Origin of the sequence: Arenimonas sp. (genome assembly GCF_044348765.1) — a bacterium.
GTDB lineage: Bacteria > Pseudomonadota > Gammaproteobacteria > Xanthomonadales > Xanthomonadaceae > Arenimonas.
In genome coordinates, this window is sequence record NZ_JBIKSE010000043.1 from 1 (window position 1) to 12,699 (window position 12,699).

At 61.3% G+C, this 12,699-nt stretch carries 16 protein-coding genes; 4 read left to right on the forward strand and 12 right to left on the reverse strand.

What is annotated here, in order from left to right:
* The first annotated feature begins 3 nt into the window (after window positions 1-3).
* Window positions 4-1,899, forward strand: a complete 1,896-nt coding sequence (locus ACIQ0Q_RS07330) for an ATP-dependent DNA helicase (RefSeq protein ID WP_395772303.1) — start codon at window positions 4-6, stop codon at window positions 1,897-1,899.
* A complete protein-coding gene (gene tsaB, locus ACIQ0Q_RS07335; RefSeq protein ID WP_395772289.1) occupies window positions 1,896-2,579 on the forward strand; it encodes a tRNA (adenosine(37)-N6)-threonylcarbamoyltransferase complex dimerization subunit type 1 TsaB in 684 nt (227 codons plus the stop codon). The genes ACIQ0Q_RS07330 and tsaB overlap by 4 nt, the downstream gene beginning before the upstream one ends.
* A gap of 9 nt (window positions 2,580-2,588) precedes the next feature.
* Here the strand turns inward: tsaB and ACIQ0Q_RS07340 are convergent, their stop codons facing one another.
* The 12 genes from ACIQ0Q_RS07340 to ACIQ0Q_RS07395 all read right to left on the reverse strand — a co-directional run bounded on the left by ACIQ0Q_RS07340 (window position 2,589) and on the right by ACIQ0Q_RS07395 (window position 11,502).
* Entirely contained in the window at window positions 2,589-2,852 is a 264-nt protein-coding gene (locus ACIQ0Q_RS07340) for a DUF1294 domain-containing protein (protein WP_395772290.1), read from the reverse strand.
* A gap of 16 nt (window positions 2,853-2,868) precedes the next feature.
* Window positions 2,869-4,236, reverse strand: a complete 1,368-nt coding sequence (gene mgtE / locus ACIQ0Q_RS07345; protein WP_395772291.1) for a magnesium transporter — start codon at window positions 4,234-4,236, stop codon at window positions 2,869-2,871.
* A gap of 66 nt (window positions 4,237-4,302) precedes the next feature.
* Window positions 4,303-4,566 carry an HPr family phosphocarrier protein gene (locus ACIQ0Q_RS07350; protein ID WP_395772292.1) on the reverse strand — a complete coding sequence of 88 codons (264 nt, stop codon included), beginning with the start codon at window positions 4,564-4,566 and terminating at the stop codon, window positions 4,303-4,305.
* Between the two features lie 2 nt (window positions 4,567-4,568).
* Complete coding sequence (gene rapZ, locus ACIQ0Q_RS07355; protein WP_395772293.1) at window positions 4,569-5,441, reverse strand: RNase adapter RapZ; 873 nt, start codon at window positions 5,439-5,441, stop codon at window positions 4,569-4,571.
* Window positions 5,438-6,391, reverse strand: a complete 954-nt coding sequence (gene hprK / locus ACIQ0Q_RS07360; protein ID WP_395772294.1) for an HPr(Ser) kinase/phosphatase — start codon at window positions 6,389-6,391, stop codon at window positions 5,438-5,440. The genes rapZ and hprK overlap by 4 nt, the downstream gene beginning before the upstream one ends.
* A 30-nt stretch (window positions 6,392-6,421) precedes the next feature.
* Window positions 6,422-6,748: a ribosome hibernation-promoting factor, HPF/YfiA family gene (hpf, locus tag ACIQ0Q_RS07365; RefSeq protein ID WP_395772295.1), complete on the reverse strand. Its 327-nt coding sequence runs from the start codon at window positions 6,746-6,748 to the stop codon at window positions 6,422-6,424.
* A 58-nt stretch (window positions 6,749-6,806) separates the two neighbouring features.
* Complete coding sequence (gene rpoN / locus ACIQ0Q_RS07370; protein ID WP_395772296.1) at window positions 6,807-8,210, reverse strand: RNA polymerase factor sigma-54; 1,404 nt, start codon at window positions 8,208-8,210, stop codon at window positions 6,807-6,809.
* A 7-nt stretch (window positions 8,211-8,217) separates the two neighbouring features.
* Window positions 8,218-8,937: an LPS export ABC transporter ATP-binding protein gene (gene lptB / locus ACIQ0Q_RS07375; RefSeq protein ID WP_395772297.1), complete on the reverse strand. Its 720-nt coding sequence runs from the start codon at window positions 8,935-8,937 to the stop codon at window positions 8,218-8,220.
* Window positions 8,937-9,434: a lipopolysaccharide transport periplasmic protein LptA gene (gene lptA / locus ACIQ0Q_RS07380; RefSeq protein ID WP_395772298.1), complete on the reverse strand. Its 498-nt coding sequence runs from the start codon at window positions 9,432-9,434 to the stop codon at window positions 8,937-8,939. The genes lptB and lptA overlap by 1 nt, the downstream gene beginning before the upstream one ends.
* Window positions 9,421-9,978, reverse strand: coding sequence for an LPS export ABC transporter periplasmic protein LptC (gene lptC / locus ACIQ0Q_RS07385; protein ID WP_395772299.1), 558 nt, complete (start codon window positions 9,976-9,978; stop codon window positions 9,421-9,423). The genes lptA and lptC overlap by 14 nt, the downstream gene beginning before the upstream one ends.
* The gene (locus ACIQ0Q_RS07390) at window positions 9,965-10,501 is read right to left on the reverse strand and encodes a KdsC family phosphatase (RefSeq protein WP_395772300.1); all 537 of its coding nucleotides are present in this window, start codon (window positions 10,499-10,501) and stop codon (window positions 9,965-9,967) included. Before ACIQ0Q_RS07390 ends, lptC begins: the two co-directional genes overlap by 14 nt.
* The gene (locus ACIQ0Q_RS07395) at window positions 10,501-11,502 is read right to left on the reverse strand and encodes an SIS domain-containing protein (protein WP_395772301.1); all 1,002 of its coding nucleotides are present in this window, start codon (window positions 11,500-11,502) and stop codon (window positions 10,501-10,503) included. The genes ACIQ0Q_RS07390 and ACIQ0Q_RS07395 overlap by 1 nt, the downstream gene beginning before the upstream one ends.
* Before the next feature lie 61 nt (window positions 11,503-11,563).
* Between ACIQ0Q_RS07395 and ACIQ0Q_RS07400 the strand changes: the two genes are divergently transcribed.
* Window positions 11,564-11,800, forward strand: coding sequence for a BolA family protein (locus ACIQ0Q_RS07400; RefSeq protein WP_297800728.1), 237 nt, complete (start codon window positions 11,564-11,566; stop codon window positions 11,798-11,800).
* A 9-nt stretch (window positions 11,801-11,809) separates the two neighbouring features.
* On the forward strand, window positions 11,810-12,699 hold an 890-nt coding region (gene murA, locus ACIQ0Q_RS07405), incomplete at its 3' end, for a UDP-N-acetylglucosamine 1-carboxyvinyltransferase (protein ID WP_395772302.1).

Below are 12,699 nucleotides of genomic sequence, written 5' to 3' on the forward strand. Positions count from 1 at the left end.
CTTCTGGCCCGCCAACTGCAGGGCTTCGCGTTCCGTGAAGGCCAGCAGCTGCTGTCCGAGGAAATCGCCCATGCCATCGAGGACCGCGCGGTGCTGATCGCCGAGGCCGGCACCGGCACCGGCAAAACCTATGCGTATCTGGTGCCGGCACTGTTGTCCGGCAAGCGCGTCATCATCTCCACCGGTACCAAAGCCCTGCAGGATCAGCTCTATCACCGTGATCTGCCGCGCATCAAACAGGCGCTGTCGACCCCGATCCATTCCGCGCTGCTGAAAGGCCGTGCCAACTATCTCTGCCTGTTCCGGATGGAGCAGGCCAAATCCGAAACCTTCGCCAGCCGCGAGGTCACGCTGCAATTCCAGCGCGTGCTGCAGTGGGCCGGTAAAACCAAGCGCGGTGATCTGGCGGAGCTGTCCAGCATTCCCGAAGATAGTCCAATCTGGCCGCAGGTCAGCTCCACCGCCGACAATTGTCTCGGCAGCGAATGTCCGTACTGGAGCGAATGCCATCTGGTCAAGGCCCGCCAAGAGGCGCAGAGCGCCGATATCGTGGTGGTCAATCACCATCTGCTGCTGGCTGATCTGGCCATCAAGCAAGAAGGCTTCGGCGAAGTGCTGCCCGGCGCTTCGGTATTCATTCTCGATGAAGCGCATCAGCTGCCTGAGCTCGCGTTGCAGTTCTTCGGCGAATCGGTCAGTACCCGGCAGTGGCTTGATCTGGGCAAGGATGTTCTGCTGGAGTCGGGCAAGATCACCGGCAGTTCCGTATTGTTGGCACCGCCGGTCAAAGCGATGGAGCTGCGCATCAAGCAATTGCGCGCCGAATGCGAAGCCGTTCCCGGCAAGGCCGCAGCCGCGGTCTTGGCCGCACAGCCGAAAATCGTCACGGCACTGCAGGAGGTCCGGGAATCCGCGGAGGAACTGTTGGCCGCCTTGCAGCTTCAGGCAGGGGCCTCGACGGCCCTGGATCAATGCACGGCCCGCGCCGATGCGTTGCTGGCGCGCTGGCACGTGTGGTGCGGTGGCCTGAACCGCGAACCGGATGCCGATGTGCCGATGCTGGCCGTGCGCTGGTATGAACTCAGCCAACGCGGCATTACCCTCAATGCCACGCCGATGGATGTATCGACGCCCTTGCGGCATTACCGCGAACAGAGCCAAGCCGCCTGGATCCTGACCTCGGCGACCTTGGCAGTCAACGATTCGGTCGAGCATCTGGCGGCCAAGCTGGGCTTGAATGATCCGCGTGTGCTGGTACAACCCAGTCCCTTCGACTGGCAGAAGCAAGGGCTGTTCTATCTGCCCAAGCAGATGCCGGAGCCGTCCAGTCCGAATTTCGTTCATGCCCTGCTGGAGGCCGCCCGTCCGGTGCTGGAAGTCTCCGGCGGCCGCGCCTTCCTGCTGTTTACCTCACACCGCGCGCTAAAGCAGGCTGCGCAGCTGCTGGAGGGCGGGCCGTGGCCCTTGTTCGTACAGGGCACGGCGCCGCGCATGGAACTCTTGGAACGGTTCCGCAATTCCGGTAATGGCGTCCTGCTCGGTGCCGCCAGTTTCTGGGAAGGCGTCGATGTCGCCGGCGATGCCCTGAGCGTGGTCATCATCGACAAACTGCCGTTCGCCGCACCGGATGATCCGGTGCTGGAAGCACGTCTGGAATCGGTGCGTCAGCGCGGCGGCAATCCCTTCATGGAAGAACAGATTCCTTCGGCGGTCATCGCCCTGAAACAGGGGGTCGGCCGGCTGATCCGCAGCTTCGAAGACCGCGGCGTGCTGATGATGGGCGATACCCGTTTGGTCAGCAAACCCTATGGCAAAACCTTCATCCAATCCCTGCCACCGTTTCCGCGTACGCGCGAACTCGACGATGTCCGCGAATTTTTTGCTAAAGTGCCGGCATGAATCTCCTTGTCATCGATACCAGCACCGAAGCCTGCGCCGTTGGCGTGTCGGCCGGCGCCCGGCATTTTGGCCGCTTTGAACTGACGCCGCGCCGGCATACCGAATGCGTCCTGCCCTGGAGCGAACAGTTGCTGGCCCAGGCGGGCTTGGATAAATCCGAGCTGCAGGCCATCGGTGTCGGCATCGGTCCGGGGGCTTTCACCGGTGTGCGTCTGGCGGTCTCGTTGGCGCAGGGCATGGCGCTGGGTCTGGGCATTCCCTTGGTGCCGGTGTCCACGCTGGCAGCGATTGCGCAAGCGCAAGTGCATGACGGTCCGATCGTGGTCGCCATGGACGCGCGCATGGGCGAGTGCTATGTCGGGTTCTACCAGAAACGCAGCGGCATCGCCCAAGCCCTGGCGCCGGAGTGTCTGCTCAAGCCCGAAGCGATCACGCTGCCATTTGATGGCGAATGGATCGGTGCCGGCACGGCATTCGCTCCCTATGAACAGCAGTTGCTACCGGCATTCACCGGCGCATTGCAGCGGATCGATGCTGCGGTGCTGCCGCAGCCGGAAGCGTTGCTGCAATTGGCCACCTATGGATTCAACACCGGCCTGGCACGGGCCCCGGAGCATATTGAACCGACCTATCTGCGCGACAAGGTTGCTTTGACCATTGCCGAGCGTGCCGGCGCTTGAGGGCGCGTGTTATTGGCGAATCATCCAGAGTAGGCAGGCGCCATTAGCCAGGACCGTGAGCAGAAAAACACATTGAAACGCGCGCTTCTCGGTTTTGTGGTGAAACAGACGCTGTGCCAGAAACGCTCCCGGCCAGCCACCCATTACGGCCAACAGGTGCAACATGTTTTCGGGGATGCGACGGTCACCGCGCCGAGCGGCCGACTTGTCAAGGCCATACAGGACAACCGTCAAGGCATTGAGAATTGCCAGAGCGATGGCCGTGCCTTGCATCAGCTTACGCTACGCGTCAGCCAGGGCTGCCGACCAGGATCCAGGTGCCCAAGCCGAGGAAGGCCAGGAAACCCATGACATCGGTGACGGTAGTCACCACCACGCCGCCGGCCAGTGCCGGATCGATGTCCATGCGTTTCAAAAGCAAGGGCACAGCCACGCCCGCCAAGGCCGCGACCACCAGATTGATCAGCATGGCCGCGGCGATGACCATGCCGATTTTCGGCTCGAACCACAATCCGGAAATCACACCGACCACGATGGCCCAGACAATGCCATTGATGAAACCGACCAGAGTTTCCTTGTTGAACAGGGCTTTCAGATTGCCCAGGCCGACTTGGCCAAGCGCGATGCCGCGCACCATCAGGGTCAGGGTCTGGGTGGCGGCGACGCCGCCCATGCTGGCGACGATCGGCATCAGGATGGCGAGCGGCACGATTTTCTGCAGGGTGCCTTCGAATTGGCCGATGACCCAGGAGGCCAGGAACGCCGTGGCCAGATTGATGCCCAGCCACAGCGCCCGGCGCTTGGCGGCGCGCGGGACCGGACTGAACAGATCTTCGTCTTCATCCAGACCGACCGCACTCAGGGCCTGGTGCTCGGCTTGCCCGCGGATGATGTCGACCACGTCATCAATGGTGATGCGGCCGAGCAGGATGTTGTTGGCATCCACCACCGGTGCCGAAATCCAATCGTGGTCGGAGAACTGCGTCGCCACTTCATTGTCGGGAGTTTCCAGCGGAATGCCGGGCTGATCATCGTCGATCAGTTCATTGATGGCGGTCGAGGGGTCCTTGGTCAGCAGGTCGCTGACCGAAATCCGGCCCATGTACTGGTTACGGCGCGAGACCACATACAGGTAATCGGTGTGCTCCGGCATTTCGCCGCGCAGGCGCAGATAGCGCAGCACCACATCGATGTTGACGTCGGCACGCACGGTGATGACGTCGGTGTTCATCAGGCGGCCGGCGGAATCCTCGGGATAGGACAGGGCCTGCTCGAGGCGCTCGCGGTGGTCGCGGTCCATCGACTTGAGCACTTCCTCGATGACGGTATCCGGCAGATCGTCGATCAGATCGGCCAGGTCGTCGATGTCGAGGTCTTCTACGGCCGCGATGATTTCATCCTGATCCATTTCCGCAATCAGGCTTTCGCGTACGTCCTCGCCGACATGCACCAGCACTTCACCGTCGTCCTCCGGATCGACCAGACCCCAGACGATGTTGCGTTTGGCGGCCGGCAGGGATTCCAGAAGGTTGCCGATTTCGGCCGGAGACAGGATGTTGACCAAACGCCGCACCGGTCCCAGACGGCCCGAATCGAGCGCATCCGAGAGCAGGCGCAATTGTTGCGCCGTCTTGGTTTGGCGGACGTGTTCAACCATGCGGTGCCCTCCCGGTACTCCGGGTATTATCCGCGCAATCGGCGGCGGTGAAAAGACGGAAAGCGCTTAATCTTCAAAGCGCCGCAGAAACAAAGCTTCCAGCGCATCCAGCGCGGCATCGGCATCCTCGCCTTCGGCGCGTGCAATGATTTCACGTCCGGGCCCGGCTGCCAGCAGCATCACACCCATGATGCTCTTGGCATTCACTTCGCGGCTACCAAGGCTGAAGCTGACGTTGCAGTCGAAATGACTGAGAGTCTGCACCACCTTCGCGGAGGCCTGCGCATGCAGTCCGTTTTCTGCGCTTACCAGGAGTTGTCTTTCCGCCATAATCACTCCAGTTCCCTGTGGTACACCATTACCTTATCATGCCCCCCGGCACTGCAGTGCCGGGTCAGGCTATCAGCCAGATAGACCGAACGGTGTTTGCCGCCGGTGCAGCCGAAGGCCACGGTCAGGTAGCTGCGGGTTTCGGCCTCAAAGCGCGGCAACCAGGTGTCGATGAATTCGGTGACCTGCCGCAGATAGGTGGCGACCTGGGGATCGGCTTCGAAATAGGCCTTCACCGCCGCATCCTTGCCCGACAGCGGCCGCAACTCGGGAACCCAATGCGGGTTCGGCAGACAGCGTGTGTCGAATACGAAGTCGGCATCCGGCGGCACGCCGCGTTTATAGGCGAAGGATTCGAACAGGATCGAAATGCTGCTGCGGGCATGGCCCTGGACTTCGTCGAGCACGCGTTTGCGTAATTGATGCACATTCAGCGCTGTGGTATCCACCACCAGATCAGCCAGCGCCACCAGCGGTTGCAGTTGCCGGCGTTCTTCGGCGATAGCATCCGACAAAGGCAAGCCCTGCATGGACAGTGGATGCTTGCGGCGGGTTTCGGAAAAGCGCTTGATCAGCACTGCGTCATCGGTGTCGAAGAACACCAGCTTGGTTTCGAAGCCCTGGGTTCTGACCCGGGTCAGCAGATGCCCGATCAGGCGCAGGTCGTTGGTCAGATTGCGCACATCAATGCCGACCGCGATCCGATGCCGCCGCAGATCGTCCGCGGCCATGTTTTGGACCAGCTCCGGCAATAGATTGGCCGGCAGGTTGTCGACGCAGTAAAACCCGAGATCTTCCAGCGTGCGCAGTGCCACGCTCTTGCCGGAGCCTGACAGGCCGCTGACGATGACTAGACTGGAAGCTGTCGCCGTCATGAGGACATGTCCGTGTTGTCGAGCAGCTGCTGGTGTCGGGCCATGAAGTCGTTGGCCGGATCCTTGCCCTGCTGGCGCAGCATCTGCAGTCGCACGGCCACTTCGGTCAGCACCGCCAAATTGCGTCCGGGGGCCACCGGCAGATTGAATACCGGAATGTCCATGTCAAGCACACGCTGCGTGGAAGCCGTTCCGGTCAGACGGAAATCGGCATTATTGTGTTCGGGCCGGAAATGCAGCAGGTTGATGATCAGCTTCAGGTACTTGCTGCCTTTCACTGAAGTGTCACCGAACATCTGGCGGATGTTCATGATGCCGAGGCCGCGCACTTCCATCATGTCCTGCAACAGCGGCGGGCAACTGCCTTCCAGGATGCTGGGGGTGATCTGGGTGAATTCGGGCGCATCATCGGCCACCAGGCGGTGGCCACGGCTGATCAGTTCAAGCGCCAGCTCGCTCTTTCCGGCGCCGGCCTCGCCGGTAATCAGCACGCCAAACGAAAAGATTTCCATGAACACGCCGTGCAGCGAGGTTTGCGGTGCCAGACGCACCGACAGGAAATGCTGGAGCAGATTCAGGCATTCAAAACCGCGTCGGTCGGACACCCACAGGGCGACTTGGGCGTCTTCGCAGGCTTGTTGCAGGTCGGCCGGGCAGGCCTGTCCTTGGCTGATGACCAGGGCCAGGGGATTCTGTTCGATGATCTTGCTGATGTTCTCCCAGCGCAGTCGCGCATCCAAGCGGTCAAGCCAAGCCAATTCGGCCAGACCGAGCACCTGCACTTTGTTGGGATGGATGACATTCAGATAACCGGCCAAGGAAGGCCGTTTGGAGGTCACTTCATTGCGGTCGGTGCGGACGTCCTTGCCTGACTTTCCGGCCAACCAGCGCAAGGCCAGCGTCTGCTGCAACTGGTCGAACAGCTCGCGGGCGCTGATGCTGGTGTTCATGGGCAGCCGATAGGAAGGACTGCTTTCATTCTAGCCAAATTTTTCCATCCGTGCCGCGCTTTCGCCGCGATGATGGTCCTTCATTTTTTCCTTATTCTTGACCGCCATCCGGTCCAGTTTGTCGGCCAGCAGGTCAATGGCGGCATACATGTCGGGTGCGCTGGCGAAGGCGAAGTGGTTTTTGCCCGGCGTATGCAGGGTGGCCTCGGCCTTCTGCTCGAGCTTATCGACAGAAAGAATCATCTTGATGTCGAGATGGTGGTCGAAGTGTTTGCCGATGCGTGCCATTTTTTCTTCCGCATAGCTGCGGATGGCGGCGGTGACCTCAACCTGATGTCCGGTGATGTGCAGTTGCATGGGGGCCTCCTTGTTTGGGTTTCACAACCACGCTAGCACAGCCGGTGTTAAAAAAGAATCAAGCCAAGCTGGGCATTGACCTGCTCTTTTTTCGCCGATGTGAAGGCGGAATACCGAGGGCTTCCCGGTACTTGGCGAGGGTGCGGCGCGCCACCGGCAGGCCTCGGGCCGCCAGCAGCTGCTGCAGCTTGGCGTCCGACAGCGGCTTCTGCGCAGGCTCGGCTGTGATCAGTTCGGCAATCTGGCGCTGGATGGCAGCGGCTGCCTGAATGGTTCCCGAATCATCGGTGATGCCGGAGCCGAACAGGCTGCCCAGTTCGAGCATGCCATGCGGGGTGGTCAGCCATTTGCCGCTGCACGCCCGCGATACCGTGGATTCGTGCAAGCCGATGTCTTCCGCGATTTCGCGCATGCTCATGGCCTGCAATGCCGTAGGGCCGATGTCGAGGAACGGGGTCTGTTTGCGGACCACCGCTTTCACCACGTTCAGTAAAGTATCGCGCCGGGCCGCAATGCCGGCAATCAGCCAGCGGGCCTCCTGCAAATATTGGGCCAGATGCGCGGCATCGGCCCCCCGGCTGTTGCGGGTCAGTTTCAGGTAATAAGCGTTCAGACGCAGAGGCTGTCCGGAGTCGCGCAGACTCTGTACCTGCCAGCCATTGCGTTTGGCCACGATGGCAAAATCGGGTTCGACATATTCCGTGCGGGAGTGCTGGAACAGGGCGCCGGGTTTGGGGTCCAGGGTTTTCAGTAAGGCCACGGCTTCGGTGGTCGGCAAGACCTCGTAAGCGCCGGCCTTGGCCACGGCCGGCGCACCGCCTTTGGCCAGCGTATCCAAATGACGGCTGGCGATGTCGGTGGCCAGTGCCAGCAAGGCCGGTTCCGCCACAATCTGCGTTAATTGCACCTGCAGGCATTCCGAAAGTGAACGCGAAGCGACGCCGACCGGATCGAAGTGTTGGATGAGATGACGGACCATCTCGATCTCGGTATCGCTTGCCGGCGGCATCAGCGCGCTGGCCGCACGCAGATCCTCCGCGCTAGCCTGGCAGTAGCCATCCTCATCCAGGCTGTCGATCACGGTTTCACCGATGGCCAGGTCACGACGACTCAGTGCACTCAGTTGCAGTTGTTCACTGAGATGATGGCGCAGGGTTTTGGGTTCCGGCAGCGCGTCCCATAGGACGTCTTCCGCGTCCGGTGCGGCAGCATGCGGGAAATCCGCCTCCGCGGGTTGACCGTCTCCGGTATCCGTGTCCTCGGCATGCTCGGCCGACGCATCCGTCAGTGCCGTGGTATCGCTATCGGCATCATTGCGTTCCAGCATCGGATTGGATGCCAGCGCATTGTCGATTTCCTGCTCCAGTTCGGTCTGGCTGCATTGCAGCAGTTTGAGCGCGAGTTGCAGCTGCGGAGTCAGCTTGGTCTTTTGCCGGAGCGAGAGCTGCGCGCGGGCTTTCATGTGCGGATTACAGTTTGAACTGCTCGCCCAGATAGACGCGCCGGACATCGGGGTGGTCCAACAGATAGCCCGGTTCGCCCTCAGCCAAAGCCGTGCCTTCGAACAGGATATAGGCGCGGTCGCAGATGCCGAGCGTTTCACGCACATTATGGTCGGTAATCAGCACACCGATGCCGCGCTGTTTCAAATGGCGGATGATGGTCTGGATGTCGAGTACCGAAATCGGATCGACGCCGGCAAAAGGTTCGTCGAGCAGGATCATGCGCGGATTGGCGGCCAGGGCACGGGCGATTTCGACACGACGGCGTTCACCGCCGGACAGACTAGCCCCCATTTGCGTGGCGACATGAGCAATCTGCAGTTCATCGAGCAGGGAATGCAGCGTCGCGTCGCGCCCGTCGGCATCGAGATCGGCACGCAGTTCGAGCACCGACAGGATATTTTCCGACACCGACATTTTGCGGAACACCGAGGCTTCCTGCGGCAGATAGCCCAGTCCCAGCCGGGCGCGTTCATGCATGGCCAGACCGGTGATGTTGCGGCCATCGAGTTCGATGCGGCCGGCATCCGCAGCCACCAATCCGACAATCATATAAAAACAGGTGGTTTTACCGGCGCCGTTCGGGCCCAGCAGACCGACCACTTCGCCCGGATTGAGATCAAGACCGAAGTCGTGCACGACCGTCCGTTGCTTGTAGGATTTTTTGAGACCGCGTGCGCTCAGCATCAGTTGCCAGCTCCGCTGGCCGGATTCAGGCGCATCTGCACGCGTCCGCCATTGCCGCCACCGTTCAGGCGTCCGGTCTTGAGATCGTAACGGATTGACTCGCCGCGCATGCTGCCGCGGGCTTGATCGATGATGACGCTGCCGTTGAGCTGGATCTGTTCGTTGCTGATCAGGTAGATGATTTGTTTGGCCGAAGCGTTCATCACATCGCCGTTGTCATTGGTCTGCTGCATGCGCGTGGGTGAGCCGCTGAGCGTGACTTTGACCACATCGCCTTTGACCCGTGAAATCACCGCCTTGTCAGCTTCGATCTTCAGGCTGCCTTGGGTGATCAGCACATTGCCGTTGATGCTGGATTCGCTGGTGTCGGTCAGCAGGGCGTCGGTATTGTCGGCGCTGATGTCCATCGGCTGTTTGCGGTCGCTGCTCTTGGCATCGGACTGGCCGGCGAACAGAGCAGCAACCAGAAACACGAGAAGGAGATTATTCAGGCGCATAACGGGCGGTGACCTTCGAGAGTAATTGGACGCGGCGCTGTTTCATGTCGGCTTCAAGGCCGACGCCACGGAGTATGGATTGGCCATGCGTGACGGTCACCCGGCCGGAGCTGTGCAGCCGGTTTTCCTTGGGGAAAATGCTGAGCTCGGCGGCGCTGAATTCGGTTTTCAGGCCCTTGGGCGATACCGGGCCGGAGATGAGCACGTTGTGCTGCAGGCGGATTTCACGGGCGCGGTCGGACACCCAGGCGCTATCGGCCACGGCCGCCCAGTGCTTGTCGGTTTCCTCGCCGGGAAACACGAACACCGGCTGTTGGATGGTCAGCGACTTGCCGTCCGGATCGCGTTCCAATAAGGGGGATTTCAGAGAGAACGCGGTTTTTCCGTCTTCATTGAAGGCCTGCATGCTGAAATCCTGCAAGCGGTAGTCCGAGCGTGCGCTCTTTTCGGCCTGCTGGTCGCGTTCGCCGCGCATGTCCCAGACCACCATGGCCAGCACGGCAACCGCGACACTCATCGCCAGTGTGGCCTTACGGTAGTTCATGGTTACTGAACCGGTGCAGCAGTGCTTCATCCTTGCCCTGGATGGACAGGATGAAGTCACAGAATTCACGGGCCGCGCCATGGCCGCCACTGAATTGGCTGGTCCACAGGACGCTGGCTTGGATCGGGGGCAAGGCATCGGCAGGGCAGGCCGGCAAGCCGACCGTCTGCAGGCAGGCTAGATCGGGATAGTCATCGCCCATATAGGCGACTTCATCCAGCGTGATGCCCTCGGCGACACACAGCTGACGCACCACCGCCAGTTTGTCGCTGACACCATCAAACACATGCTGCAGGCGCAGGTCGCGGCCGCGGGCCTGCACAATGCGGCTGTGGCGTGCCGTGATCAGCGCAACCCGGATCCCGCAATCCTCGAGCAGGCGCAGGCCCTGACCGTCATGGACATGGAAGGATTTGGTTTCCCCGCCGTTTTCGTCGAAATGCAGATGGCCATCGGTCAGGGTGCCGTCGACATCGAAGCAGACCAGTCGGATGTTTTTAGCGCGGGCATCGGCATTGGCCATCAGACCACCCGTGCCTGCAGCAAATCATGGATATTGAGCGCACCAACGCAGCGGCCATCCGCATCGATCACCAACAGGCCATTGATGCGGTGCTGTTCGAGCAGATGGGCGGCCTCGACGGCCAGATGGCCGGCCGGAACCGTCTTGGGCTGCTTGGCCATCAAGGCCGAAACCGGCGTGGTGTTGAAATCGATTGGGCCATTGCCCAGCGCACGACGCAGGTCGCCATCGGTGAACACGCCCAGCAGGCGGCGCTCGGCATCAAGCACGGCGGTCATGCCCAGACGCTTCTGGCTGATTTCCAGCAGGGCCTCGGTCACACTGGCATCACTGGTGACCGCCGGCAGATCAGGACCTTGATGCATCAGGTCATCGATGCGCACCAGCAGGCGGCGGCCGAGACTGCCGGCCGGATGCGAGCGGGCGAAATCCTCGGAACTGAAGCCACGCGCTTCCAGTAAGGCGACCGCTAAGGCATCGCCGAGGGCCAGGCTGACTGTGGTGCTGGAGGTCGGTGCCAAGCCATGTGGGCAGGCTTCTTCGGGCACCGCCACATTCAGATGGACATCGGAGAATCCGGCCAGGCGTGATTGCGGCTTGCCGGTCATGCTGATGATGGCATTGCCCTGACGCTTGAGCACCGGCATGATCATGTTGATTTCATCGGACTCGCCGGAATAGGACAGCGCCAGCACCACGTCGGCATCGGTAATCATGCCCAGATCGCCGTGACTGGCTTCGCCCGGGTGCACGTAGAAAGCCGGCGTGCCGGTGGAGGCGAGGGTGGCGGCGATTTTGTTGGCGACGTGGCCGGATTTGCCCATGCCGGTACAGACCACGCGGCCGGTGCAGGCCAGCAGGTGTCGGCAGGCTTCGGCAAAGCTGGCGTCGAGCCGGCTTTCCAGATGCTGCAGGGCTCGGGTTTCGACCGACAGTACCCGTCGCCCGGCTCGGATCCAGGCGTCATCGCTCGAAAATTTTTCAGCGCTGTGAAGGGTCATCGGCCGTCTTTAGCGGTATCATGTCGCCTTATTGTACGACTTATGATGCGAGTGTGTGCGGATGTCTCCCGAGACCATAGCCCAGATGATTCAAGCCGGTCTGCCCGGTGCCCAGGTCGAGGTGTTCGGCGATGATGGCGTGCATTTTGAAGCCCTGATCGTGCATGAGGCCTTCGCCGGCAAACTGCCGCTGGCCCGTCACCGCATGGTGTACGCCACGCTGGGTGACAAAATGGGCGGTGAAATCCATGCGCTCGCGCTCAAAACCCTGACTCCGGCCGAAGCCGGCCGCGCATAAGGATATCCGATGGCGAAGATCATCATTAACGGCGGCGACGTGCTCCAGGGCGAGGTGCAGATTTCCGGCGCCAAGAATGCCGTGCTGCCTATCCTGTGCGCTACCATTCTGGCCGACGAGCCGGTGACTCTGTCCAACGTGCCGCACCTGCACGATGTCACCACCACCATCAGTCTGCTCGGTGCGCTCGGGGCCAAGATCACCGTTGATGATCACCAGACCCTGCACATCGATCCACGATCCGTCAATCAGACCGTGGCGCCCTATGAGCTGGTCAAGACCATGCGTGCCTCGATTCTGGTGCTCGGTCCCTTGCTGGCGAAGTTCGGCCACGCCGAAGTCTCGCTGCCCGGCGGTTGCGCCATCGGTTCGCGCCCGGTCGATCTGCACATCCGCGGCATGCAGGCGCTCGGTGCTGAAGTCATCGTTGAAAATGGTTTCGTGAAAGCCAAATGCGAGCGACTCAAAGGCGGTCGTTTCGTGTTCGATATGGTCAGCGTCGGTGCCACCGAAAACGTGCTGAGTGCGGCCGTACTGGCGCAGGGTACGACTGTTTTAGAGAACTGTGCGCAGGAACCGGAAATCATCGATCTGGCTCTGTGTCTGCAGGCCCTGGGTGCGCGCATTGACGGCATCGGCACCAGCACGCTGACCATTGAGGGCGTGGAGCGCCTGCATGGCGGCAGCTATCAGGTGCAGGCCGACCGCATCGAAACCGGCACCTTCCTGGTGGCGGCGGCGATGACTGGCGGTCGTGTAGTGTGCCGGCGCGCCCGCGCCGATTACATGGATTCGGTGCTGCAGAAGCTGGTCGAAGCCGGTGCCGAGATCAGCACCAGCGCCGACAGCATCACGCTCGACATGGCTGGCCGCCGTCCGAAAGCGGTCAACATCACCAC

Bases quoted from the DNA above. Each gene is read 5' to 3' on its own strand.
- tsaB (WP_395772289.1), top strand. From the start codon at position 1,896: ATGAATCTCCTTGTCATCGATACCAGCACCGAAGCCTGCGCCGTTGGC.
- ACIQ0Q_RS07340 (WP_395772290.1), bottom strand. From the start codon at position 2,852: ATGCAAGGCACGGCCATCGCTCTGGCAATTCTCAATGCCTTGACGGTT.
- mgtE (WP_395772291.1), bottom strand. From the start codon at position 4,236: ATGGTTGAACACGTCCGCCAAACCAAGACGGCGCAACAATTGCGCCTG.
- ACIQ0Q_RS07350 (WP_395772292.1), bottom strand. From the start codon at position 4,566: ATGGCGGAAAGACAACTCCTGGTAAGCGCAGAAAACGGACTGCATGCG.
- rapZ (WP_395772293.1), bottom strand. From the start codon at position 5,441: ATGACGGCGACAGCTTCCAGTCTAGTCATCGTCAGCGGCCTGTCAGGC.
- hprK (WP_395772294.1), bottom strand. From the start codon at position 6,391: ATGAACACCAGCATCAGCGCCCGCGAGCTGTTCGACCAGTTGCAGCAG.
- hpf (WP_395772295.1), bottom strand. From the start codon at position 6,748: ATGCAACTGCACATCACCGGACATCAGGTTGAGGTCACCGCCGCCATC.
- rpoN (WP_395772296.1), bottom strand. From the start codon at position 8,210: ATGAAAGCCCGCGCGCAGCTCTCGCTCCGGCAAAAGACCAAGCTGACT.
- lptB (WP_395772297.1), bottom strand. From the start codon at position 8,937: ATGCTGAGCGCACGCGGTCTCAAAAAATCCTACAAGCAACGGACGGTC.
- lptA (WP_395772298.1), bottom strand. From the start codon at position 9,434: ATGCGCCTGAATAATCTCCTTCTCGTGTTTCTGGTTGCTGCTCTGTTC.
- lptC (WP_395772299.1), bottom strand. From the start codon at position 9,978: ATGAACTACCGTAAGGCCACACTGGCGATGAGTGTCGCGGTTGCCGTG.
- ACIQ0Q_RS07390 (WP_395772300.1), bottom strand. From the start codon at position 10,501: ATGGCCAATGCCGATGCCCGCGCTAAAAACATCCGACTGGTCTGCTTC.
- ACIQ0Q_RS07395 (WP_395772301.1), bottom strand. From the start codon at position 11,502: ATGACCCTTCACAGCGCTGAAAAATTTTCGAGCGATGACGCCTGGATC.
- ACIQ0Q_RS07400 (WP_297800728.1), top strand. From the start codon at position 11,564: ATGTCTCCCGAGACCATAGCCCAGATGATTCAAGCCGGTCTGCCCGGT.